Raw genomic sequence first — 21,171 nt, 5'->3', positions numbered from 1 at the left:
ATGGGCGTAAAAACCTCCCTGAGCGCCGCCGACCTGGCGCACATCGAATCCACCGTTGCGGCCACCGACGCGTTGCTTGACCGCAACTACCCGGGCGACGACGGCAGCCGCCAGCCCGTCCACACCCTCTACGTTCCGGCGGACCAGTTCTCCACGTCCTTCACCGCCGACTACGGGCAAGCTGCCCTGGACGCCGTCAACAGCAAGGGCGGACTGGAACACCTGGGCGCCCTGTTGGGCCAGGACGAGGAACTGGCCGCGGCAGTAGCTCCCCGGGTCGCTGCGAAACTGGCGAGTGAACCCATCGAGGACCTCCGGCTGGACTTTGAGGACGGCTTTGGCGATCGCGGCGACGCCGTTGAGGACGAGGCCGCCGTTACGGCGGGCCGCGCCGTCAACGCCGCCGTCGAGGCCGGCACGGCTCCCCCGTTCATCGGTATCCGCTTCAAGTGCTTCGAGGCCCCCACCCGGGCCCGCGGCCTGCGCACCCTTGATTTGTTCGTCTCCTCCCTCGTGGAGTCCGGCGGCCTGCCCGACGGATTGATCCTGACGCTGCCCAAGGTCACCACGGTGGACCAGGTCAGGGCCATGGACTTCGCCGTCAGCCGCCTGGAGGAGGTCCACGGACTGCCCGCCGGCCGCCTCCGCTTTGAGGTGCAGGTGGAAACCCCGCAGCTCATCCTCGCGGCCGACGGCACCTCGCCGGTGGCACGCCTGGCCCATGAAGTTCCGGGACGCATCAGCGCCCTGCACTACGGCACGTACGACTACAGCGCCTCGCTGGAGGTTTCCGCGGAGTACCAGTCCATGGAGCACCCCGTGGCGGACTTCGCCAAGGAGGTCATGCAGCTGGCTGTCGCCGGAACGGGCATCCGCCTCTCCGACGGTTCCACGAACATCCTGCCGCTGGGCGAGGGCGTCGAAGCCGCCTGGGCCCTGCACGGCCGGCTGGTCCGCCGCTCCCTGGAGCGCGGCTACTACCAGGGCTGGGATTTGCACGCAGCCCAGCTGCCCAGCCGTTTCAGCGCCACCTACGCGTTCTACCGCCAGGGCCTGCCGGCCTCGGCTGCCCGTCTGCGCAACTACGTTGAGCAGACTCCCGGCGCCGTCCTGGATGAGCCGGCAACGGCCCGCGCCCTGGCGAACTTCGTCCTGCGCGGACTTGTCTGCGGTGCCGTGGGCGCCGACGAAGTGAAGGCCCTGACCGGCCTCGACCAAGCACAGCTTTCAGCCCTGGCGCATCCGCGGCTGGCAGTATCCACGTCGAAGTAAGGAGTCAACGATGACTGAGAAGTATTACTACCCCAAGGGCGGACTGCCGCCGCAGACCCACCTGACCACCGAGCGCGCCATCGTGACGGAGGCCTACACGGTCATCCCCAAGGGCGTCATGACCGACATCGTGACGAGCACCCTGCCGGGCTTCACGAAGTCCCGTTCCTGGATCCTGGCCCGCCCGATCGCCGGCTTCGCCACCACCTTCTCACAGCTGATTGTGGAGATCGCCCCCGGCGGCGGTGCCCCGAAGGCCGAGTTCGAGCCAGGCGTGGAAGGCGTTGTCTTTGTCACCAAGGGCAAGGTCAACCTGACGCTCGACGGCGAACTGCACGCACTCGAGGAGGGCGGCTACGCCTACCTGGCCGCCGGTTCCACGTGGGGCCTGGAGAACATCTCGGAGGACATCGTCTCCTTCCAGTGGATCCGCAAGGCCTACGAGCGGCTCGAGGGTTACGAGGCCAAGTCCTTCGTGACCAGCGACGCCGAGGTGGAAGCCACCGCGATGCCGGACACCGACGGCGTCTGGAAGACCACCCGGTTCACGGACTCCTCCGACCTGGCCCACGACATGCAGGTCAACATCGTGACGTTCCAGCCCGGCGGTGTCATCCCGTTCCCGGAAACCCACGTCATGGAGCACGGCCTGTACGTACTCGAGGGCAAGGCCATGTACCTGCTCAACAACGACTGGGTCGAGGTGGAAGCCGGCGACTTCATGTGGCTGCGCGCCTTCTGCCCGCAGGCGTGCTACGCCGGCGGCCCGGGCCAGTTCCGCTACCTGCTGTACAAGGACATGAACCGCCAGATCAAGCTCACCTAACAACTTGTCGGGCCCCGCGTACTCGCCACTACGACGCGCGGGGCCGGACACGTAAAAATGCGCCCGTTCCCGCTTTCAGCGCCCCTTCACCGGGGTGCGAAAAGCGGGAACGGGCGTATTTTTGCGCTCCGGCTATCGGCGCCGACCCACGTGCCGCCCCACGAGGAACGCAAAGGCGAGCAGCCCCGCGACCGTCAACATCAGGCCGATGGCGCCCCACGCAACGACGTCGGTCATGGGGTCCTGGACTTGGGAACCTATCGCCACGTAGTCGTAGCTGGCGGTGACGAACTCCCGGGGCATGGCGGAATAGATCGCGATGAGGGCGCCGGCCAGCACCGACAGCAGCGCGAGCCCGGGTATGACGAACTTCACCTTTGCCCATTGGGTCCACCGGTGGCCGGATACCAGCGCGAGGACCAGCAGGCCCCCGATTATCAACGCGATTCCGGCAATCGTCCAGGGGACCACCAACGTGAACGGGTCCGGATAGCCAAAATCGACCGAGTTGTCCGACAACGGAGCGTAGGCGAACCAACCATACGAGCGGGGCAGCGCCCCGTAGATGACCATCATGACGCCGGCCAGGATGGCGGCCACGGACAGTGCGGATAGGGCGACCTTCTTGAGCCGGCCCGGTTGCACGCTGATGTAGTCCCCCGAATTATTCATGCGCGCCAGCCTAGCATCGGGACGGCAATCCGATTCCGGTTGCCACGCCCGCTGCCATGTCGGCCGGCGTTCGCGGTTAAAGACGGCGTTGGAACGCCCGCTTTAACCGCGAACGCCGTCTTTTTTGCCCCGTCGGCGCCTACCCGATCGGAGCACCAAAAAGCTATTCGCCGAAGGTTATTGCCAGATCGCCACTCCGAGGCGCACACTCCCCTTGACTAGTACCCTCACCTTGCCTAGACTTTTCATAAAGCAGAAACTAAATTCCACAGAATGAAAATGTGGAGTGACACACAGCCGGAACATAGACGTTCCATGGGAAGGACCTACGATGACGTACACAGTGAACTGCTCCATCCTCCTGACGGAGCTGCCGCTCCTCGACCGCCCGGCCGCCGCAAAGGCCGCCGGCTTCGCCGCCGTCGAGTTCTGGTGGCCCTTTGCCAGCTCGGTCCCCGCCGACGCCGAGATCGACACCTTTGAACGCGCCATCACCGACGCGGGCGTCCAGCTGACGGGTTTGAACTTCAACGCCGGCGACATGCCTGCCGGTGACCGCGGTTTGGTTTCCTGGATCGGCCGCGAGCAGGAATTCAAGGACAACATCGCCGTCGTCGCCGGTATCGGCGAACGCCTCGGCTGCAAGGCGTTCAACGCCCTCTACGGCAACCGCCAGGACGGCCAGTCCGCCGCGGCCCAGGACGAACTGGCCGTGGCGAACCTCGTCGCCGCAGCCCAGGGTGTTGCCGCGATCGGCGGCACCGTCCTCCTCGAACCCGTCTCCGGCACCCCGGCCTACCCGCTGAAGACCGCCGCCGACGCCCTGGCGGTCATCGCCCGCACCGAGGCGGCCGGCGTCAGCAACGTCAAGCTCCTCGCGGACTTCTACCACCTGGCAGTCAACGGCGACGACGTCGCCGCCGTGATCGAGCAGCACGCCAAGGACTTCGGCCACATCCAAATCGCCGACAACCCCGGCCGCGGCGCCCCCGGCACCGGCGAACTGCCCCTCGGCGAATGGATCACCCGCAGCCGCGACCTCGGCTACGCCGGCGCCATCGGCCTCGAATACAAGGCACCGGCCGCCGACGCCTTCACCTGGGCCATCCGCCAGCCGGCCTAAGCGCCTTCCGCGCACCGGCACTCCCACACTCTTCGACGAATCCAAGGACACAAAAATGACAAACGTTGCAGTTATCGGTCTCGGCATCATGGGCCTCCCCATGGCCATCAACCTCGTCAACGCCGGCCACACGGTCACCGGCTTCAACCGCAGCCAGGGCGCCATTGACAAGCTCGTCGCAGCCGGCGGAACGGGTGCCACGAGCATCGCCGACGCCGTCAAGGACGCCGACGCCGTCATCACCATGGTGCCGGACTCCCCCGATGTCGAGGCCGTTGTCGGCGGCGCCGACGGCGTCTTCGCCAACGCCCGCAAGGGAACCTTGTGGATCGATGCCAGCTCCATCCGCCCGGATGTGGCCAAGCGCCTCTCCGCCGACGCCGTCGCCGCGGGCATCCGCCCGCTCGACGCCCCCGTCTCCGGCGGCGAGCAGGGCGCCATCGACGGTGTCCTCTCCATCATGGTCGGCGGCGACGCAGCCGACTTCGCGGCAGCCGGCGAAGTCCTGGGCGCCGTGGGCAAGACCATCGTCCACGTGGGCCCCTCCGGCTCCGGTCAGACCGTCAAGGCAGCCAACCAGCTGATCGTGGCCGTCAACATCCAGGCGCTCTCCGAGGCCATCGTGTTCCTCGAAGCGTACGGCGTCGACACGGACGCCGCACTGAAGGTCCTGGGCGGCGGACTCGCCGGCTCCAAGGTCCTGGACCAGAAGGGCCAGAAGATGCTTGACCGCAACTTCGACCCCGGCTTCCGCCTGGCCCTGCACAACAAGGACCTCGGCATCGTCACCGCCGCAGCCCGCGAGGCCGGCGTCGTCGTCCCCCTCGGCGGCGCCGTGGCCCAGCTCGTCACCTCCATGGTCGCCCAGGGCGACGGCGGCCTCGACCACTCCGGCCTCTTCAAGCAGGCCGCTGCACTCTCCGGGCGCAAGTAGCCCCTCCCACCGGCGGCTACCGCCAGAGCCCGTCAGGGCCACCCACCAAAAACTTTCAAGGAGCACACAATGACTAAAATGCGCAGCGTTGACGCCGCCATCCTGATTCTGGAAAAAGAAGGCGCCACGGAGATCTTCGGTCTCCCCGGAGCAGCCATCAACCCGTTCTACGCGGCCATGCGTGACCACGGCGGCATCAACCACACGCTGGCCCGCCACGTAGAGGGCGCCTCGCACATGGCCGACGGCTACTCGCGTGCCGCCGAAGGGAACATCGGTGTCTGCACGGGTACCTCGGGCCCCGCCGGCACCGACATGATCACCGGGCTGTACGCCGCCTGGGCCGACTCCGTGCCGATGCTCTGCATCACCGGCCAGGCCCCCGTGGCCAAGCTGCACAAGGAAGACTTCCAGGCCGTGGACATCGAGACCATCGCCAAGCCGGTCACGAAGATGGCCATGACCATCAAGGAGCCGGGCCAGATCCCGGGCGCCTTCCAGAAGGCGTTCTACCTGATGCGCTCAGGCCGCCCGGGCCCGGTCCTGCTGGACCTGCCCATCGACGTCCAGATGGCCGAGATCGAATTCGACATCGACGCCTACGAACCGATGACCCCGAACAAGCCCGCCGCCACGCGCAAGCAGGCCGAGAAGGCCCTGGACATCCTGCTGGCCGGCGCGCACCCGTTGATCGTTGCCGGTGGCGGCGTCATCGGTGCCAACGCCTCCGAGCAGCTGGTGGAGCTGGCCGAGCTGCTCTCCATCCCCGTCATCCCCACCCTGATGGGCTGGGGCGCCATCCCGGATGACCACCCGCTGATGGCCGGCATGGTGGGCCTGCAGACCTCGCACCGCTACGGCAACGCCACCTTCCTGGAGTCCGACGCCGTCATCGGCATTGGCAACCGCTGGGCCAACCGCCACACGGGCGGCCTGGACACCTACACCAAGGGCCGCAAGTTCGTGCACGTCGACATTGAGCCGACGCAGATCGGCCGCGTGTTCGCACCCGACCTGGGCATCGTCTCCGACGCCGGCGCCGCGCTGGCCGTGCTGCTGGAGGCCGCCCGCGACCGCAAGGCCGCCGGCACCGTCCCGGATTACAGCGCCTGGGCCAACGAATGTGCCGCCCGCAAGGGAAGCCTGCAGCGCAAGACCCACTTCGACAACGTGCCGATGAAGCCGCAGCGCGTCTACGAGGAGATGAACTCCGCGTTCGGCCAGGACACCACCTACGTCTCCACGATCGGCCTCTCGCAGATCGCCGGCGCACAGATGCTCCACGTCTTCGGCCCCCGCCGCTGGATCAACGCCGGCCAGGCAGGTCCCCTGGGTTGGACCGGACCGGCCGCCCTGGGCGTCGTCCGCGGCAAGCCCGGCCAGACCGTCGTCGCACTCTCCGGCGACTACGACTTCCAGTTCATGATCGAGGAACTGGCCGTCGGTGCGCAGTTCAACCTGCCGTACATCCACGTCGTCGTGAACAACTCCTACCTGGGCCTGATCCGCCAGTCGCAGCGCGGCTTCAAGATGGATTACCACGTGTCCCTGGCGTTCGATAACATCAACTCCCCGGAGACCAACGGCTACGGCGTGGACCACATCAAGGTCGCCGAAGGCCTCGGCTGCAAGGCCATCCGCGTGGAGCGTCCCGAGGACATGCCCGCCGCATTTGCCGAGGCGAAGAAGCTCATGGAGGAGTTCAAGGTTCCGGTAGTGGTCGAGGCCATTCTGGAGAAGGTCACCAACATCTCCATGGGCACCGAGCTGGACAACGTCACCGAGATCGAGGACATTGCCCAATACGCGACGGACGCCCCCACCGCCATCCTGTCCCTGCAGGGCTAGGCCAGACGCATGCGAGTCATCCTCGCCCCTGACAAGTTCAAGGGCTCGCTGTCTGCTCCCGAAGTTGCCCGATACCTGGCGGACGGCCTGCACTCCACGCACGCCGGACTGGACATCGAACTGATGCCCGTGGCCGACGGCGGCGAGGGAACCATTGACGCCGTCGTCGCCGCCGGATTCACCCGGGTCAGCGCCACGGTGCAAGGCCCCACGGGGGAGCCGGTCGAAGCGGACTTTGCGGTCCGCGACAACGTGGCCGTCATTGAGATGGCCACCGCCTCGGGGCTCGCCGTGCTTCCGGGGGGCGAACTCTCCCCCTTGGCGGCGAGCACCTACGGCACGGGCCAGCTGGTCAGTGCCGCCATGGACCGTGGCTGTACCGAGATCGTCCTGGGCGTGGGTGGCAGCGCAAGCACCGACGGCGGGGCCGGCATGCTGGCCGCGCTCGGGGCAACGTTCAAGGACGCTGCCGGGCGGCACCTGCCGCCCGGCGGCGGCGCCCTCGCCACCGTGACGAACATCGACCTTGGCGGCCTGGACCGGCGCATGGGCGCGGTCACCTTCACCCTGGCCAGCGACGTCGACAACCCCCTGCTGGGCCCCGACGGCGCCGCCGCGATCTTTGGCCCGCAGAAGGGCGCCACCCCGGCCCACGTCACGCATCTGGAGAACGCCCTGGAGCGGTACTTCCGGATCATGGCCAACGCGCTGGGCATGGCCGCCGTGGACGCGATTGACGCCCCGGGCGCCGGCGCTGCCGGCGGCACCGGCTACGCGGCACTGGCCGTGTTGAACGCCGAACGCCGCTCCGGGATCGAGGTCATCCTTGGCCTGACCGGGCTGGCCGAACGCCTCCACGGCGCGGACCTGGTCATCACGGGCGAAGGCAGCCTGGACGAACAAAGCCTGTTCGGCAAGGCACCCATGGGTGTTGCGGCGGCAGCCCGCGCCGCGGGCGTTCCCGTGGCGGCCGTGTGCGGGCGCACCACGCTGGACGCCGCGACCCTCAAGGGCGCCGGTTTCATCCACACGCACGCCCTGACCGATATTGAACCAAACACTAGTCTTTGCATGAAAAACGCCGGTAGTCTGCTGACGGAGATCGGGGCGCTCATTGGCACTGAGCTCGCCGGCACCGGCCACGAACAGGAGAATTCGTATGTCTAACACCTCAGAAATCGATTCACAGGACGGCGTCTTTGACCTTGTCATCCGTGGCGCCAAGGTCCTCACCACGGCGGGCATCGCCCCGCGCGAAGTGGGTATCCGGGACGGCGTCGTCATCGCCCTGGAACCGCTGGGCAACAACCTTTCCGGCCGCGAAGTCATTGAACTGGCCGACGATGAAACCCTCATCCCCGGCCTCGTGGACAGCCACGTGCACATCAACGAGCCGGGCCGCACGGACTGGGAAGGGTTCGCCTCCGCAACCCGTGCCGCCGCCGCCGGTGGCGTGACCACCGTCATCGACATGCCGCTGAACAGCATCCCGGCCACCGTCAACGTCGACGCCCTGGAATTGAAGCGCAGTGTTGCACGCGACCAGGCCTTCGTCGACGTCGGATTCTGGGGCGGTGCGATCCCCGGCAACAAGGCGGACCTGCGCCCCCTGCACGACGACGGCGTTTTCGGCTTCAAGTGCTTCCTGCTGCACTCGGGCGTGGATGAATTCCCGCCGCTGGACGCCGATGAGATGGAAATCGACATGGCGGAGCTGAAGTCCTTCGACTCGCTCATGATCGTCCATGCCGAGGATTCCCGCGCCATCGACCGGGCCCCCACCGCCGAGGGCGACCACTACGACAAGTTCCTGGCCTCCCGCCCCCGCGGCGCCGAGAACCTGGCCATTGCCGAGGTCATTGAGCGTGCACGCTGGACCGGGGTCCGCGCCCACATCCTGCACCTGAGCTCCTCGGATGCCCTGCCCATGATCGCCAGCGCCCGCCGCGACGGCGTGAAGCTGACCGTGGAAACGTGCCCGCACTACCTCACGCTCATGGCGGAGGAAATCCCCAACGGCGGCACCTCCTACAAGTGCTGCCCGCCCATCCGTGAGGCCTCCAACCGCGAACTGCTCTGGCAGGGCCTGCTGGACGGCACGATCGACTGCATCGTCACCGACCACTCCCCCAGCACGCTGGACCTGAAGGACCTCGAAAACGGCGACTTCGCAGTGGCCTGGGGCGGCGTGTCCTCCCTGCAGCTGGGCCTCTCGCTGATCTGGACCGAGGCCCGCCACCGCAACATCCCGCTGGAACAGGTCATCCAGTGGATGTCCACCGGCCCGGCCAACCTGGTGGGACTGCACCGCAAGGGCAAGCTGGCTCCCGGCTACGACGCCGACTTCGCCGTGTTCGCCGCAGACGACGCCTTCGTGGTGGACGTCAAGAAGCTCAAGCACAAGAACCCGATCACCCCCTACGACGGCCGCGCGCTCTCCGGCGTCGTCCGGCGCACCTTCCTGCGCGGACAGGAAATCGACGGCATCACGCCCACGGGCAAGCTGCTGCGTCGTGGCGAGATCACAGTGGAACGGGCGGCGCATGCTTGAGTCCGTCCTGCTCCCGGCCTTGGGGGAAAGCGTCACCGAGGGCACCGTCACCCGCTGGTTGAAGGCCGTGGGCGACTCCGTGTCCATCGATGAGCCGCTGGTGGAGGTCTCCACCGACAAGGTCGACACCGAAATTCCGTCACCGTTCGCCGGGATCCTGCAAAGCATCCTGGTGACCGAGGACAAGACCGCCGAAATCGGTTCCGTCCTGGCCGTCATCGGCTCCGAAGACGCAGCTCCGGTGGTCGAGCCTGTCGAGGCCCCTGTCGTCGAGGCTCCGGCCCCGGTGGTCGAGCCTGTCGAGACCGAGGCTGTCGAAACCCCGGCCCCGCCGGTGGTTGCACCGCGTGCCGAAACCCCGCTCTCGCAGTCCGGTTACCTGACCCCCGTGGTCCGCAACCTGGCCCGGGACCACCGGGTGGACCTGTCCACCGTGACGGGGACCGGCGTCGGCGGCCGCCTGCGCAAGCAGGACGTGCTGGCGGCAGCCGCCGCTGCGGCCGCACCCGTGGCCGCACCACCGGCAGCCGCGGCCGCGGCGGCACCGAAGGCAGCTGCCGGCGTCGTTCCGTCGTCGCTGCGCGGCACCGTGGTGAAGGCGCCGCGGATCCGTGCGATCATTGCCAAGCGCATGCGCGAATCCCTGGAGTCCTCCACGCAGCTCACGCAGGTGCATGAGGTGGACGTGACGGGGATCGTGCGCCTGCGCGAACGGGCCAAGGCGTCCTTTGCCGCGGCGCACGGCGTGAAGCTGACGTACCTGCCGTTTGTCGCACTCGCCGTGGCGGAGGCGTTGAAGGCCCACCCGATGCTGAACGCTGAGTTCGATGAGGCCGCCGGCACCATCACCTACCACGACGCCGAACACCTCGCCTTTGCGGTGGACGCGCCGAAGGGCCTGCTGGTCCCGGTGATTCGTGACGCCGGGACCCTGAACCTGGCCGGCCTGGGCGGCGGAATCGCCGACGTGGCGAACCGCACCCGCAAGGGAACCATCGGCAGCGACGAGCTCAGCGGCGGCACGTTCTCCATCACCAACATTGGTTCGGTGGGTGCGTTGTTCGACACGCCCATCATCAACCAGCCGCAGGTGGGAATCCTGGGCGTGGGTGCCATCGTCAAGCGTCCCGTGGTGATCACGGGTCCCGACGGCGATGACCAGCTGGCCATCCGCCACATGATGTACCTGTGCCTGACGTACGACCACCGCCTGGTGGACGGCGCGGACGCCGGCAGGTTCCTGCAGACCCTCACGAAGCGGCTAGAAGCCGCCGCGTTTGAGGGAGACCTGGGCCTGTAGGCACTGCACCCGATTGGCACTACACCCGAATGCCCTCGGGGAGACTCTTGGCGTTGACTTCAACGCCGGCGTCCTCCCCGGGGGCATTGTGCTGCCCGGGCCTGACTGCAGCTGCCCGGATTGACCTGGCGCGCAGCATCCCGGAGACTTTCTCGGCAACGAGCCCAAGGACCGCGGCAAGGACGATCGCCGCAACCACGGCGGCCAGCTGGTTGGCCCCGAACCAGCTGCCGGCCAGCGCGCCAAGTCCCACCGTGTAGCCGGCCCACAGGCAGGCGGACACCGCGGATATCGGGGCAAAACGCCTCCACGGGTAGGCGGTGGCACCGGCGGCGAGGTTCACCGCAACCCTGCCGACGGGCACGAACCGTGCCACCAGGATCAGGGAGACGGCGCGGCGCTTGAGTGCGGAGTCGGCCCGGTTCAGGGACCGTTGCATGAATGCGCCCCTCATCCAGCGAAACCGCCGGGTCCCCAGTTTCCGGCCGATCAGGTAGGCGAGGTTGTCCCCCACGAAGGCGCCCAGTGCGGCTGCCAGCAGGAGCAGCCAGGGATTGGGACCGCCGCCGGTCACGATAAGTGCCGCCAGTCCCACCACCACGGATTCGCTGGGAACGGGCGGGAAGAATCCGTCAAGGAGGCAGCCAAGCAGCACTGCCGCGTAAACCCAGGGCTGTCCGGCCGCCGCCAGCACTATATCTGTCATGGCTTCCACGCTACGGCCCGGCCGCGGCCGGCACTATGGGGGAAACCCCCGGTTTTGGCGTAGGGGCTGCCCCGGCCAACCCTGGACGGAACCGCCCGTACTATCCGTTCCCCTGGCTCCACAGGTCATGGTCAAGCGAAAAAAGAGTGGCACCCACCCGGTTGCCAACCCCCAGTTTCAGGTAGATGTGCTCAATGTGGTTCCGTACGGTCTTCGGTGAGATGAACAAGGCGGCTCCAATGTCACGGTGGCTGGTTCCCCGGCACCACAGCCGGAGCACCTCCAGCTCACGGGCCGTCAAGCCGCCGGGCAAAGAGTTTCGTGGGCGAACGTCCCGGCCGGTGCCGGCCAGGACGGCGTCGACCGCCCCGGCATCCAGGCGGCCGGACACGGCGTCCTGCAGCAGTCGTGCGGCGGCTTCCGGGGGCGGCATGGGTGGTCGGTGAGGGCGCGGTTCAAGATAGCTTTGGTACTCATCCCCGGCCGCCAGAAGTCGCTGGCACTGATCCAGGTCCCGCCCGCCCACGCCTCGCGGATAGCCCGAACCGTCCAGGCGTTCACGGTTGGCCACGGCAAGTTCGGCCACGCGGCCCAGGCCCGGGACGCGGCTGAGGATCCGCTCGCTCAGGTACGGGTACAGGTGGATCCGTTCCCTGTCCATATAGGACAACGGGGCCACCTTGTCCCACACGCCGTTGGAAACACCCATCCGGCCCAGGTCGTGGACCCATCCGGCACGCCTGAGCGCACTGATCTCCGCAGGCCCCAGGCCGAGGCCGCACGCGGCATCGACGGCAAGGGCCGCCACGGCCCTTGAATGCCCGACGGTGCAGGGCGACTTGAGGTCGGCGAAGTCGCCGATGGCCTGCAGGGTTGAATCCAGTTCGGCATCCGAGAACACAGCATTGTCCGGAGTCGCGGCCATCACCGCCGGCCAGGGGTCGGCGTCGAACAGGCCCCGCGTGAGGGAATCCGCGCCGGCACAAAAGATGTCCGCCAATTCGGGATCAAACTGGGTTCCCCGACGGCTGCCGACCATGGCAACGGCCGCCTCGACCCCGCCGTCGCGCAGGAACACTTCAACCGTGTCGGCAAGTTGGGCAATGCGCATTTCGGGCGGAATTTCGGCTCCGGCCCGGCCGGCCGGCAGGCCCTTTCCGTCCCAACGTTCAAAGGTGTTGCCAAGGATTTCGGCCATGCCCGGGCCAAGCCCGACCCTCTCGGCCAGCCGTCCGGCGGAGGTGCAGTGGGAGCGGATCAGGGTCCGGACGGAATTGCTTGCGGTGGCGGCGACCAGTACGCGGCTTCCGGCACGCCGCACGGGCGGCAGGCCGCTTCCGTTGTGCCGGAGCATGAGCCCGAGCATGGGCAGCCCCCGGGCATCGACCGTGTAATAGTCGGCGCGAAAGGCAATGTCGTCGCCGAAAGCCCGGCCAGTTCAAAGGAGTCCGCATGGCAGCCGATCCACGCCAGCAGGTTGGCATAGCAGATGCTCCCCCGGGCCGCGGGCCCGATGCCGGCCGCTGCGGCAATGCGTTGCCCCAACAGCGTGGCCCGCAGCATGTGTTCCATCGGCTGCCCGAGGCCAAGGTCGATGGCCAGCGAGAGTGCCGCAAGGATCTCGGGCCGGCGCGCCTCCGCAGTGGTCCGGGGAACCGGCCCCGCAGCCCCGGCATCCCTTGCATTTCGGGCCGCACGCCTCGAACCCGCCGATGGTTCCGCCACAATTCCCAGTATAGGACCGGCCCCGTCAGCCTCACCCGGGAGGGGCCGCGGAGGGAACGGATTGCCTCGAGGCAAGGGGTTCCAGCAGGGCGTTGCGGAGTGTTTCACCAAGTCCCGGAGGAACGTCCACGTCGATTGCCAGCGCCTGCAAGATCCGGCTCAGGTAGTTGCGGGCGGCCGCAGCCAAGGCGATGTCCACGATTTCCCTGTCACTGAATCCCGCACGGCGCAGGCGCAGGCTGTCGGCGTCGGTCATGGCCGAGGAGTCCGTGCTGAGCTTTTCGGTGAACTCCATCATGGCAACCTCCGCGGCGGGCAGTCCGGCGTCGTGGTAGTTCCGGGCTACGGGCACGAGCTCGGCCTCCGTCATGATCCGCAAGGACTTCTTGCCGTGCGCGAGCCGGCAGTGTGCCGAGCCAATGCCCTGGGCCGCGGCCAGCGTGACCAGCTCAAAGGCACGCGGCCCCAGGGAATCGGCGATGGTTTGTTGGAGGGCCTTCCAGGCGTCAAACGCCTCCGGGTTCATGGCCAGCGCCCGCGTGTGGCTGGGCACATAGCCCAAGGCCCTCCTGTCCGCCGCATAGATTTCGGCGGTCCTCCCGCTCGCCGCAGGCTCGGGCGTGGTTTCGATGATGCTCATGGCCAGTAGTCCTTTCCATCCGAGCCCGGCCGGCCGGTGCGGGCGTGCCGGCATCGGCGCCGTCGACCGTCGCGGTCGCCGTACGGACCAGCCACACGCGCAGCGGTTGTGCCTGGAAGCTTTGGCCGTTGGGGACGGCCCCGGAGAAGCTCGCCTTGCCGATCCGCAGGAACGGTCCGGCCAGGGCACCCATCGAACGCAGGACCCGGTCTTCGCGCCACATTCCGGGGGCCAGATGGCGGGCCAGGGCGCCCATCATCCTTGTCGCAGGGGTCGCCGCCAGCCCGAGCCGCCACTGCACGATTCCGGGCACCTCGATCGTGGCGGCGGCAGGCCCGTCCCACGTGATGGTGACATCAGCCGTCATGGCCTGCGCCAGAGCCTCACCGAAGTATCGTGCGCAGCTCAACTCCGGCGGCGCATCCGCGTAGACGGTCCATTCACCGTTGGGCCGGCGCAGCCAGAGGGCCCTATACCCCGGGCCGATGGAGCTTGCGGGAAAATGCCGGAACGCCAGGTAGTGGCCGGAGCTGAACGGCACGCCCAGCACGCCGTACCCGGAAAACCGTTCCACCGGGCCTTCCGGTGGCTCTTCGCGAAACCCTGCATGGTCCGGGACGTGTTCGGCAAATCGCTGTGGCTGGTGTGTGCATCTCGGCCTCCTCGGCGTCATGCACCGATCATAGGTCCGCAGGGGGTGGGGAAACATGGGGCATCTGCCCCATCTTCAGGGGTTTTACGGATCCCCGCCGATGTCGTCGGCCTTACGTTCCAGCGCGGCACGTTCGGCGGCATTGCCGCACAGGCCAATCGCCTGCAGGAGCGCGGCCCGGGCTTCCATTCGGCGGCCCAAACGGCTCAACAACTCGCCGCGGATCGAAGGAAGCAGGTGCGAACCGGCCAATTCTCCCCGCGCGGCGATCGCGTCCACCAGCTCCAAACCCGCGGCCGGGCCCGACGCCATGGCCACCGCCACCGCCCGGTTGATTTCAATGACAGCCGACGGCGTCAAACGGCCCAGTGCTTCGTAGAGGATGACGATCCTTGGCCAGTCGGTGGCCTCCGCCCTCCGGGCCACGGCGTGGCACTCGGCGATTGACGCCTGAAGCCCGTAGTAACCAAGGCCCCGCCCGGCGGCGACGTCACGGGCCAGGGCGGCGCGCCCCCGGCGGATCGCCGATTGGTCCCAGAGCCGCCGGTCCTGGTCCTCCAAAAGCACCGGCCGGTTCCCGGAGTCGAGGCGTGCGGGGAACCTGGCTGCCGTGAGCTCCATGAGGGCGAGGAGGCCGAAAACCTCCGGCTCGGGCGCGAGGCGCACCAGCACGCGCGCCAGGCGGAGGGCCTCGAACGCCAGGTCCTTCCGGATCCAGTCGTCCCCGCCGGAGGCATAGGACCCCTCGGAAAAGATCAAGTAGACCACGTGGAGCACCGACCCCAGCCGGGCCGCCAGTTCGGGCGCCTCGGGCAGGCCAAACGGGATGTGGGCCGCGGCCAGGGTCTTTTTGGCCCGGGTAATGCGGGCCTGGATGGTGGGTGCCGGCACCAGGAACGCCTTGGCGATCTCGGCGCTGCCCAGGCCGCCCACCACGCGCAATGTCAGGGCGATCCGGGCTTCCTTCGACAACACGGGGTGGCAGGAGATGAACATCAGGGCCAGCACGTCGTCGTCGACCGCGTCGGGATTGAACAGGGCGTCGGCTCCCGGCACCTGCTCGTCAAGTGTGCGGGCCAGCACCGCGTAACGTTCCTCGCGTGCCGACCTGCGCCTGAACGCGTCGATGGCCCGGCGGCGGCCCACCGTCAGCAGCCAGCCCACCGGCTCGGCGGGCACGCCGTTGACAGCCCAGGAGACGAGTGCCTCGGCAACGGCCTCCTGGGCGAGATCCTCGGCCAGAGCGAAGTCGCCCGTGTAGCGGGCCAGGGCGCCGACGACGCGGGCGGACTCCATCCGCCAGACCGCCTCGACGGCGCCTCTTGCCTCACTCGTGCCCATGGGGGTCAGAGCTGGCCGGTCTGTTCACGCCAGGCGCGTTCCTTCTGGATCCACTCGTTGTCCTGGGGAAACTCGTCGATTGTGGGGACGCGGCGGATCTCCGCCTTGCTGCCCTGCATGTACGGCGCCCGCTTGGCCCACTCGACGGCCTCCTGGATCGTGGCGACATCCAGGATGTAGTAGCCGTTGAACAGCTCCTTGGTCTCCCCGTAGGGGCCGTCGGTCACCACGGGGGTGTCACCCGTGAAGTCGACGACGACGCCCTCCGCCGGATCTGACAGACCCTCGGCGGCCAGCAGGACCCCGGCGCGGATCAGTTCATCGTTGAACTTGCCCATTGCGTTCATGATCTCGGTGAAGTCGACGTCGGCAAAAGCAGCCTGGGAGGCATCGCTGGGTCGCCAGATCATCATGTACTTGGCCATTGTGTACTCCTTGGTTTGTGGAAGTCCGCTCTTCGACCTTCCCAACTCTAGGTCGAACGGCGTGGGCACGGATCGACATACGTGCCAATGATTTTTTTGCGGCCGGAACTTTGCCCCAAAAGCCTGTAATAAGTGGCGGTTTGCGCCGTAAAATGATATAACCACATTCGACTGGGAGGCGCACGATGGAAATATCTTCTGGGACTGGGACCGGTTTGTCGGATTTGATGAATGCGGCCCGGGTTGAAACACGCCGGATCATGGCGGAAAACAAGGGTGACTTCGTCAGCGAACAGCGGGCCATCCTTGCCAGGCTCACGGCGGCGGAGCTGATCACGGTCGAGGAGGCCGAGACCCTCCTCTCCCTGTACAAAACCGGCTTCGAGGCGGGCGAACCGCGCGGCGATGCGCAACGGGCCTACTTTGAATCACGGAAAATTCACGCCAAGATGCTGGCAGGCACGCATGTCAGCCCCGTTGCCCTCGTCATCGCCGCAGCGGCCGTCGGGTCCTTTGAACTGTCGGAGGGCGACGACGGCACCACCACCGTCACGATGGCCCGGCAAAGTTACGGCCAGGCGGGTGCCGCGATCGGCGCGGGAATCGGCTCCCTGCTGGGCGGACCGGCCGGCGCAGTGCTCGGCGGCGAAATCGGCGGGGTGATCGGTGGGATCATCGACGACAAGAAGGGCAAGGCCTGAGTCCTAGTCAGCCGCGTGGTCGGCCGCGTGAAGGTGGGCCCGGCCGCCGTCGTGGTTGAGGATGCTCAGGATCTCCACGGGACCCTCGTGTGCGCCAATGGCATGCGGGGTCATCGTGGAGAACTCGGCCACCTCGCCGGGGTGGACCAGGATGGTCCGCTCCCCCAACTCCAGCCGGGCAATTCCGGAGAGGACCGTGAACCAGTCCCGTCCGGGATGGACTCCGAGTTGCGCCGATCCGCCGGGCCGGTCCGGGGTGATGCGCAACTTGGCCACCGTCTTGCCATAGAGGCCGTCCTCGTGAGCCAGGATCCAGGTGGTCAGCCCCGGCGAGTGTCCGGGCTCGGGCCGGATCACCACGTCCTCGTCCCCGCGGATTCGACAAGCGCATCCAGCGTTGTGCCGAGGGCACGCGCAATCGGCACCAGCTGGTCCAGCGCGATCCTGCGGTGCCCGGTTTCAAGGCGGCTCAGCGTTGAAGCGCTGAGCTTGCAGCGCGCCGCAAGGTTGTCCAACGACCAGCCGCGGGACAGCCGCAGCCCGCGAATGCGCTGGCGAATCAACTCGTCCGTCATTAGTTCTTGCGTCATACGCAAGATCATATGCCCCTAACGCATTAGCTGGCTATCGTGGAAGCATGAGCGAACACACGCACCACCACGGCCACCATCCGCACGGCGAACATGGAGACCACGACAGGAGCGGATTGGCGGAACAACTCACCCTTGATGCCGCGGTTCTCGGCGGCTATCTGGACCAGGCCACGGCATGGGCCGCCGGCCTTGCCCCGACAAACCCCGGCGTCGTGGTCGATGCCGGTTCCGGGTCGGGCGTCGGGACACTGGCGCTGGCCGGCCGCTTTCCGGACGCGAGGATTGTCGCCGTGGACGTTTCCGCCGAAATGCTCAACCATACCCGGCACGCGGCCCGGGAGCAGGGCCTGGACGACCGCCTGGACACCGTCGAGGCGGACCTCAACGGGGCCTGGCCCGGGATTGCCGCGGCCGACCTCATCTGGGCTGCTTCCTCACTCCACGAACTTGCCGACCCCGAACGGTCAATGCGTGAGATGTACGCGGCGCTCAATCCCGGCGGCCTGCTGGTGGTCCTGGAAATGGACTCCCTGCCCCGGTTCCTCCCCGATGAGGCAAGCGGTGATCGAGCCGCGGAATTGGGACTTGAGGGGCGATTGCACGCAGACCTTGCAAGGATGGGCTGGAATTCCTACCCGGACTGGCAGGACGGGCTGGAAAAGGCCGGCTTCGACGTGATCGAACGGCGCAGTTACCCCACCAGTTCCCGTTCGACGTCGGAACTCACCGCCCGCTACGCCCGCGCCTTCCTGGGGCGCATCCAGACGGCCCTCGGCGACGTCGCCAGTGCCGCAGACCTTGCCGCATTGGGTAGACTGTTGGCGGACGATGGTGACGAATCCTTGGAGATGAGGACGGATCTGTTGGCCAGGGGCAGTCGAACCGCATGGGCCGCCCTGAAGCGGTAACGGAATTGGCACTTAATGGCCACGGCCCGAACTGGAGAATGATCACAGTCCGGGCCATCGGCGTCGTGTATTTGTTTATGCCGGCAGTCCGTCAAGGTGCGGTCGAAAAGACGGCCGCACCTCCCCCAATGGACTGCGGGCGACGCATCCTCACCCCTGGGTTTACCGCCAATCCCAGTGTAAGGCCCCAACGCCTCAAAAACAAACCAACTGACCCGTTTAACTATTTTCTTTCCCGGGACGCCGCAATGCCGGGTAGGCGGCCGCCAGCTTGCGGAGTGCGGCCAGGGGCGCCGGAGGCGTCAATCCGGCCAGTTCCCAGAGTCCCCCGGACCGATACCAATGGTCGGCCGTGACCATGTCGATCTGGTGCGCACTGAACCCCGCGCGCTCAAGCGCCGCCCGGGCCCGCTTGCCCGTGGTTGTGTACCGCGGACCGGGCACGTTGAATGCGGCTGCGATGGCACCCAGCAGCTCGGCGGCGGTGATCGGCTCCGGATATGCGCCATGATGGGCACGGCCGGGATTGGCGGGCGCCAGCACCAGCCCGCCGATGAGCGCGCTGAGGTCCTCCACGGTCACGATTGACAGGTTGGCCGAGCCGTCCCCCGGCCACCCGCCGTCGCAGGCCATCATCTTCAGGAGCCCCGGCACCACCCACCGGTCCCCGCGCCCCACCACGAGGTTGGGCCGCACCACTTCACCCCCGCCGTCCAGGACCAGCCGTTCGGCGACGGCACGGCCGGCGCTCGCGGCTGAGGCCGGGTGGTAGCCCGGCGCCTCCTCGTCCACGCCGCGGTGCGGCCCCGAGCCGTAGACGGCCGTGGTGCTCAGGTAGATGATCCGGCGAACACCGGCCCGCCGGCTTTGCTCGATGACGTTGTGCGTGCCGGCCTCGTTGATCTCGCGGGCCAGCTGCGGATCGGAGCCAACGTAGGCGGCGCAGTGCACCACGGTGTCCACCCCGGACAGTGCCGGCGCCAAACTCGCCGCTTCCGTGATGTCGCCCCGGACGGTGATAGCGTTGGGAACGAGGGGCATCTCATCCGGCCGGCGTGAAAGAACTCGCGGAACCTTGATTCCGGAGGCAGCAATCGAGGACACTACGCGACTGCCGATGAATCCCGATCCCCCCAGCACCAGGACGGTGGGGTTCTTCCCGCCACGGATGGATGCTGGTGTCATCGGCGCGCGGCCCTCACTGGAAACATGCTCTACATTATCTCCGATTGCCCCACAGGGAAGGTCCTCCGCTGACCATGCAGCAACGTGCCAAAGCCACCCGAACAGCCATTCTTGAGGGCGCGGCCCTGGTCTTCGACGAGAAGGGTTACGGCAACGCAAGCCTGGGCGATGTCACGGAACGGGCCTCGGCAACCAAGGGCGCGCTCTACTTTCACTTCAAGTCGAAGGAAGAGCTTGCCCTGGCCGTCATCGACGAGCAGCACCTTCGGGTCCGCACGAAGGCCGAGGCCCTGGCCGGCACGGGCCTGCCGGCCTTGGAATTGATCATTGGCATGTGCAGGCTTTTCGGCCACCAACTGCTCGACGACGCCGTCGTGCGGGCCGGGATCCGGCTGACCTTCGAGTCGTCGGCCTTTGACGGCGATGTCAAGGGACCCTATGCCGATTGGATCGACACCATGGAGATGCTGCTGCGCCAGGCCCAGGTCGAGAAGGACGTGGCGGCGGACATCAATCCAGCCAGCTTTGCCCGGTACCTGGTGGCCTCATTCTCCGGTGTGCAGATGGTCTCCAACGTGCTGACCTCCCGGGAGGACGTGCTGCAGCGGATCGAGGAAATGTGGGACTTCATGATGCGTACGTTGAAGCCCTAGGACGGCTTGGCCATCATGTCCGGACCTTCAGGGCACCCGTCAGGGACATCAAGACCCGGCCGCCGCGGCTGATTCGGACACCGGCGGAACCGGATTCGGTCCCGTTTCCCTCCAATGAGGCCGAGACCTCGACGGCGTGGGCGAGTTCCACGAGGCTGCGGAACTCGGCGTTGAAACTGGCAAAGTCGGCATGGGGGATTCCCGACGCCACCCGCAGGGCTTGCCGAGCCGCCTCCACGAGGAGCATCCCGGGCACATGGTCCAACGGGTGGTCGAAGAAGATCGGATGCGCCTGGTCCACGCGAAGCGCCCAGCTAAGGGGACGCGCCCCGGCCGCGAGCACCACGTTCCGGATGCTCTCATGGCCCACCTGCAGGGGGTCGAGCGGGACGCTGCTGCCGGCGTCGGACTCGGTTGGGCGCTGTGCACGGTAACGGTCATAAGCCGCCGCGCCGAGGATCCGGGCCGATGCTTCGCCGCGTCCGAGCTCCTTGCCGGCCGAAAGAAACCGTGCCGCCATCAGCAATCCCGTCGGGTTGACCGGAGGGCCCGAGAATCGCAGCAGGTCCAGCTCCAGGACAATCTCGGCCGGCGACCTGGGGTCGAGCTCCGCGGCGGCAAGCGAAATTGCCATGTGTGGCATGAGGAACTGGTGGGTCAGGGGGACGCCGCGCCGGTGGGCGAAGACGATGACGGCCTGCCGCAGCGTCTCCGCCATCAACGCCGAGTCCACGCCCGCCGGCCCGGCACCATAAAAGACATGCCACCGCGGCCATTGGGCGCCCACCAGGACACGGCTCCCGCCGGCGTCGGCCATGTCGGTGATGAAGACCTCCGAGATTGCACGCCGATGAACAAGCTCGCGGGGCATGGATGTGGAGAAGCTCAGGCCATTCGGGCCCGGCTCCCAACCCGGCCCGCGCTGGTCCGACAACTCCATGTCAATCCCCTCTTCTTCGCCAAAGTAACCAAATTCTAGCGGCGCGCCGGCTCAATTTGACCTCGGCCCCCAGTGCCGCCTATTCTCATTGATGTGGCCCCACCAGTTGTCCCCCAATAAACTGGTGGGGCCGCTTCCATGCCCGGACGCTTTTGCGCCGTGGCAGACCCCGGCAT

At 67.3% G+C, this 21,171-nt stretch carries 21 protein-coding genes and 1 pseudogene; 11 read left to right on the top strand and 11 right to left on the bottom strand.

What is annotated here, in order from left to right:
* A complete protein-coding gene (locus AL755_RS10475; RefSeq protein ID WP_054010956.1) occupies positions 1–1,272 on the top strand; it encodes a DUF6986 family protein in 1,272 nt (423 codons plus the stop codon).
* 10 nt (positions 1,273–1,282) lie between these two features.
* Positions 1,283–2,098: a bifunctional allantoicase/(S)-ureidoglycine aminohydrolase gene (locus AL755_RS10470; protein ID WP_054010955.1), complete on the top strand. Its 816-nt coding sequence runs from the start codon at positions 1,283–1,285 to the stop codon at positions 2,096–2,098.
* A gap of 132 nt (positions 2,099–2,230) precedes the next feature.
* Here the strand turns inward: AL755_RS10470 and AL755_RS10465 are convergent, their stop codons facing one another.
* A complete protein-coding gene (locus AL755_RS10465) occupies positions 2,231–2,770 on the bottom strand; it encodes a hypothetical protein (RefSeq protein WP_054010954.1) in 540 nt (179 codons plus the stop codon).
* A gap of 331 nt (positions 2,771–3,101) precedes the next feature.
* On the opposite strand from AL755_RS10465, the gene AL755_RS10460 reads away from it, so the two are divergent.
* From AL755_RS10460 to sucB, 6 genes and pseudogenes are all read left to right on the top strand, one after another.
* The gene (locus AL755_RS10460; RefSeq protein ID WP_054010953.1) at positions 3,102–3,893 is read left to right on the top strand and encodes a hydroxypyruvate isomerase family protein; all 792 of its coding nucleotides are present in this window, start codon (positions 3,102–3,104) and stop codon (positions 3,891–3,893) included.
* 55 nt (positions 3,894–3,948) lie between these two features.
* Positions 3,949–4,827, top strand: coding sequence for a 2-hydroxy-3-oxopropionate reductase (locus AL755_RS10455; RefSeq protein WP_054010952.1), 879 nt, complete (start codon positions 3,949–3,951; stop codon positions 4,825–4,827).
* 69 nt (positions 4,828–4,896) lie between these two features.
* Positions 4,897–6,675 carry a glyoxylate carboligase gene (gene gcl / locus AL755_RS10450; RefSeq protein ID WP_054010951.1) on the top strand — a complete coding sequence of 593 codons (1,779 nt, stop codon included), beginning with the start codon at positions 4,897–4,899 and terminating at the stop codon, positions 6,673–6,675.
* Between the two features lie 9 nt (positions 6,676–6,684).
* Positions 6,685–7,842: a glycerate kinase gene (locus AL755_RS10445; protein ID WP_054010950.1), complete on the top strand. Its 1,158-nt coding sequence runs from the start codon at positions 6,685–6,687 to the stop codon at positions 7,840–7,842.
* Positions 7,835–9,226 (top strand): allantoinase AllB, encoded by a 1,392-nt coding sequence (gene allB, locus AL755_RS10440; RefSeq protein WP_054010949.1) that lies wholly within the window; start codon positions 7,835–7,837, stop codon positions 9,224–9,226. The genes AL755_RS10445 and allB overlap by 8 nt, the downstream gene beginning before the upstream one ends.
* Positions 9,153–10,526, top strand: a pseudogene (gene sucB / locus AL755_RS10435) (2-oxoglutarate dehydrogenase, E2 component, dihydrolipoamide succinyltransferase); the annotation flags it as partial. The gene allB and the pseudogene sucB, both read left to right, overlap by 74 nt.
* Before the next feature lie 19 nt (positions 10,527–10,545).
* Here the strand turns inward: sucB and AL755_RS10430 are convergent.
* The 6 genes from AL755_RS10430 to AL755_RS10410 all read right to left on the bottom strand — a co-directional run bounded on the left by AL755_RS10430 (position 10,546) and on the right by AL755_RS10410 (position 16,015).
* Positions 10,546–11,241 carry a DedA family protein gene (locus AL755_RS10430; protein ID WP_082369110.1) on the bottom strand — a complete coding sequence of 232 codons (696 nt, stop codon included), beginning with the start codon at positions 11,239–11,241 and terminating at the stop codon, positions 10,546–10,548.
* A 91-nt stretch (positions 11,242–11,332) separates the two neighbouring features.
* Positions 11,333–12,598: an HD domain-containing phosphohydrolase gene (locus AL755_RS10425; protein ID WP_272946701.1), complete on the bottom strand. Its 1,266-nt coding sequence runs from the start codon at positions 12,596–12,598 to the stop codon at positions 11,333–11,335.
* Positions 12,599–12,988: 390 nt separating this feature from the next.
* Positions 12,989–13,510, bottom strand: coding sequence for a carboxymuconolactone decarboxylase family protein (locus AL755_RS10420; RefSeq protein WP_237762659.1), 522 nt, complete (start codon positions 13,508–13,510; stop codon positions 12,989–12,991).
* On the bottom strand, positions 13,464–14,171 hold the full coding sequence (locus AL755_RS24015) for a hypothetical protein (protein WP_237762658.1): 708 nt from the start codon (positions 14,169–14,171) through the stop codon (positions 13,464–13,466). Before AL755_RS24015 ends, AL755_RS10420 begins: the two co-directional genes overlap by 47 nt.
* A gap of 162 nt (positions 14,172–14,333) precedes the next feature.
* Complete coding sequence (locus tag AL755_RS10415) at positions 14,334–15,590, bottom strand: RNA polymerase sigma factor (RefSeq protein WP_054010947.1); 1,257 nt, start codon at positions 15,588–15,590, stop codon at positions 14,334–14,336.
* Positions 15,591–15,595: 5 nt separating this feature from the next.
* Positions 15,596–16,015: a YciI family protein gene (locus tag AL755_RS10410; RefSeq protein ID WP_054010946.1), complete on the bottom strand. Its 420-nt coding sequence runs from the start codon at positions 16,013–16,015 to the stop codon at positions 15,596–15,598.
* A 260-nt stretch (positions 16,016–16,275) separates the two neighbouring features.
* Between AL755_RS10410 and AL755_RS10405 the strand changes: the two genes are divergently transcribed.
* Positions 16,276–16,716, top strand: coding sequence for a hypothetical protein (locus AL755_RS10405; RefSeq protein WP_150117091.1), 441 nt, complete (start codon positions 16,276–16,278; stop codon positions 16,714–16,716).
* Between the two features lie 3 nt (positions 16,717–16,719).
* Here AL755_RS10405 and AL755_RS24585 read toward each other — a convergent pair whose 3' ends face one another.
* Positions 16,720–17,073: a cupin domain-containing protein gene (locus AL755_RS24585; RefSeq protein ID WP_445290501.1), complete on the bottom strand. Its 354-nt coding sequence runs from the start codon at positions 17,071–17,073 to the stop codon at positions 16,720–16,722.
* Entirely contained in the window at positions 17,070–17,306 is a 237-nt protein-coding gene (locus AL755_RS24580) for a helix-turn-helix domain-containing protein (RefSeq protein WP_445290500.1), read from the bottom strand. Before AL755_RS24580 ends, AL755_RS24585 begins: the two co-directional genes overlap by 4 nt.
* 47 nt (positions 17,307–17,353) lie before the next feature.
* On the opposite strand from AL755_RS24580, the gene AL755_RS10395 reads away from it, so the two are divergent.
* Complete coding sequence (locus AL755_RS10395; protein WP_054010944.1) at positions 17,354–18,217, top strand: class I SAM-dependent methyltransferase; 864 nt, start codon at positions 17,354–17,356, stop codon at positions 18,215–18,217.
* A gap of 219 nt (positions 18,218–18,436) precedes the next feature.
* On the opposite strand, the gene AL755_RS10390 is transcribed toward AL755_RS10395, so the two are convergent.
* The gene (locus tag AL755_RS10390; protein WP_082369107.1) at positions 18,437–19,402 is read right to left on the bottom strand and encodes an NAD-dependent epimerase/dehydratase family protein; all 966 of its coding nucleotides are present in this window, start codon (positions 19,400–19,402) and stop codon (positions 18,437–18,439) included.
* A gap of 74 nt (positions 19,403–19,476) precedes the next feature.
* On the opposite strand from AL755_RS10390, the gene AL755_RS10385 reads away from it, so the two are divergent.
* The gene (locus AL755_RS10385; protein ID WP_054010942.1) at positions 19,477–20,055 is read left to right on the top strand and encodes a ScbR family autoregulator-binding transcription factor; all 579 of its coding nucleotides are present in this window, start codon (positions 19,477–19,479) and stop codon (positions 20,053–20,055) included.
* A 13-nt stretch (positions 20,056–20,068) separates the two neighbouring features.
* Here AL755_RS10385 and AL755_RS10380 read toward each other — a convergent pair whose 3' ends face one another.
* A complete protein-coding gene (locus tag AL755_RS10380) occupies positions 20,069–20,995 on the bottom strand; it encodes a ScbA/BarX family gamma-butyrolactone biosynthesis protein (protein ID WP_054010941.1) in 927 nt (308 codons plus the stop codon).
* Positions 20,996–21,171: the final 176 nt, after the last annotated feature.

This window comes from Arthrobacter sp. ERGS1:01 (assembly GCF_001281315.1).
Lineage (GTDB): Bacteria > Actinomycetota > Actinomycetes > Actinomycetales > Micrococcaceae > Specibacter.
Note: the sequence above shows the minus strand (reverse complement) of the source record. Positions and strands in the feature narration are given on the sequence as shown.

Bases quoted from the DNA above. Each gene is read 5' to 3' on its own strand.
- AL755_RS10415 (WP_054010947.1), bottom strand. From the start codon at position 15,590: ATGGGCACGAGTGAGGCAAGAGGCGCCGTCGAGGCGGTCTGGCGGATG.
- allB (WP_054010949.1), top strand. From the start codon at position 7,835: ATGTCTAACACCTCAGAAATCGATTCACAGGACGGCGTCTTTGACCTT.
- AL755_RS10405 (WP_150117091.1), top strand. From the start codon at position 16,276: ATGGCGGAAAACAAGGGTGACTTCGTCAGCGAACAGCGGGCCATCCTT.
- AL755_RS10390 (WP_082369107.1), bottom strand. From the start codon at position 19,402: ATGACACCAGCATCCATCCGTGGCGGGAAGAACCCCACCGTCCTGGTG.
- AL755_RS24580 (WP_445290500.1), bottom strand. From the start codon at position 17,306: ATGACGCAAGAACTAATGACGGACGAGTTGATTCGCCAGCGCATTCGC.
- AL755_RS10385 (WP_054010942.1), top strand. From the start codon at position 19,477: ATGCAGCAACGTGCCAAAGCCACCCGAACAGCCATTCTTGAGGGCGCG.
- AL755_RS10475 (WP_054010956.1), top strand. From the start codon at position 1: ATGGGCGTAAAAACCTCCCTGAGCGCCGCCGACCTGGCGCACATCGAA.
- AL755_RS10455 (WP_054010952.1), top strand. From the start codon at position 3,949: ATGACAAACGTTGCAGTTATCGGTCTCGGCATCATGGGCCTCCCCATG.
- AL755_RS10465 (WP_054010954.1), bottom strand. From the start codon at position 2,770: ATGAATAATTCGGGGGACTACATCAGCGTGCAACCGGGCCGGCTCAAG.
- AL755_RS10395 (WP_054010944.1), top strand. From the start codon at position 17,354: ATGAGCGAACACACGCACCACCACGGCCACCATCCGCACGGCGAACAT.
- AL755_RS10425 (WP_272946701.1), bottom strand. From the start codon at position 12,598: ATGCTCGGGCTCATGCTCCGGCACAACGGAAGCGGCCTGCCGCCCGTG.
- gcl (WP_054010951.1), top strand. From the start codon at position 4,897: ATGACTAAAATGCGCAGCGTTGACGCCGCCATCCTGATTCTGGAAAAA.
- AL755_RS10410 (WP_054010946.1), bottom strand. From the start codon at position 16,015: ATGGCCAAGTACATGATGATCTGGCGACCCAGCGATGCCTCCCAGGCT.
- AL755_RS10380 (WP_054010941.1), bottom strand. From the start codon at position 20,995: ATGGAGTTGTCGGACCAGCGCGGGCCGGGTTGGGAGCCGGGCCCGAAT.
- AL755_RS10445 (WP_054010950.1), top strand. From the start codon at position 6,685: ATGCGAGTCATCCTCGCCCCTGACAAGTTCAAGGGCTCGCTGTCTGCT.
- AL755_RS10460 (WP_054010953.1), top strand. From the start codon at position 3,102: ATGACGTACACAGTGAACTGCTCCATCCTCCTGACGGAGCTGCCGCTC.
- AL755_RS10470 (WP_054010955.1), top strand. From the start codon at position 1,283: ATGACTGAGAAGTATTACTACCCCAAGGGCGGACTGCCGCCGCAGACC.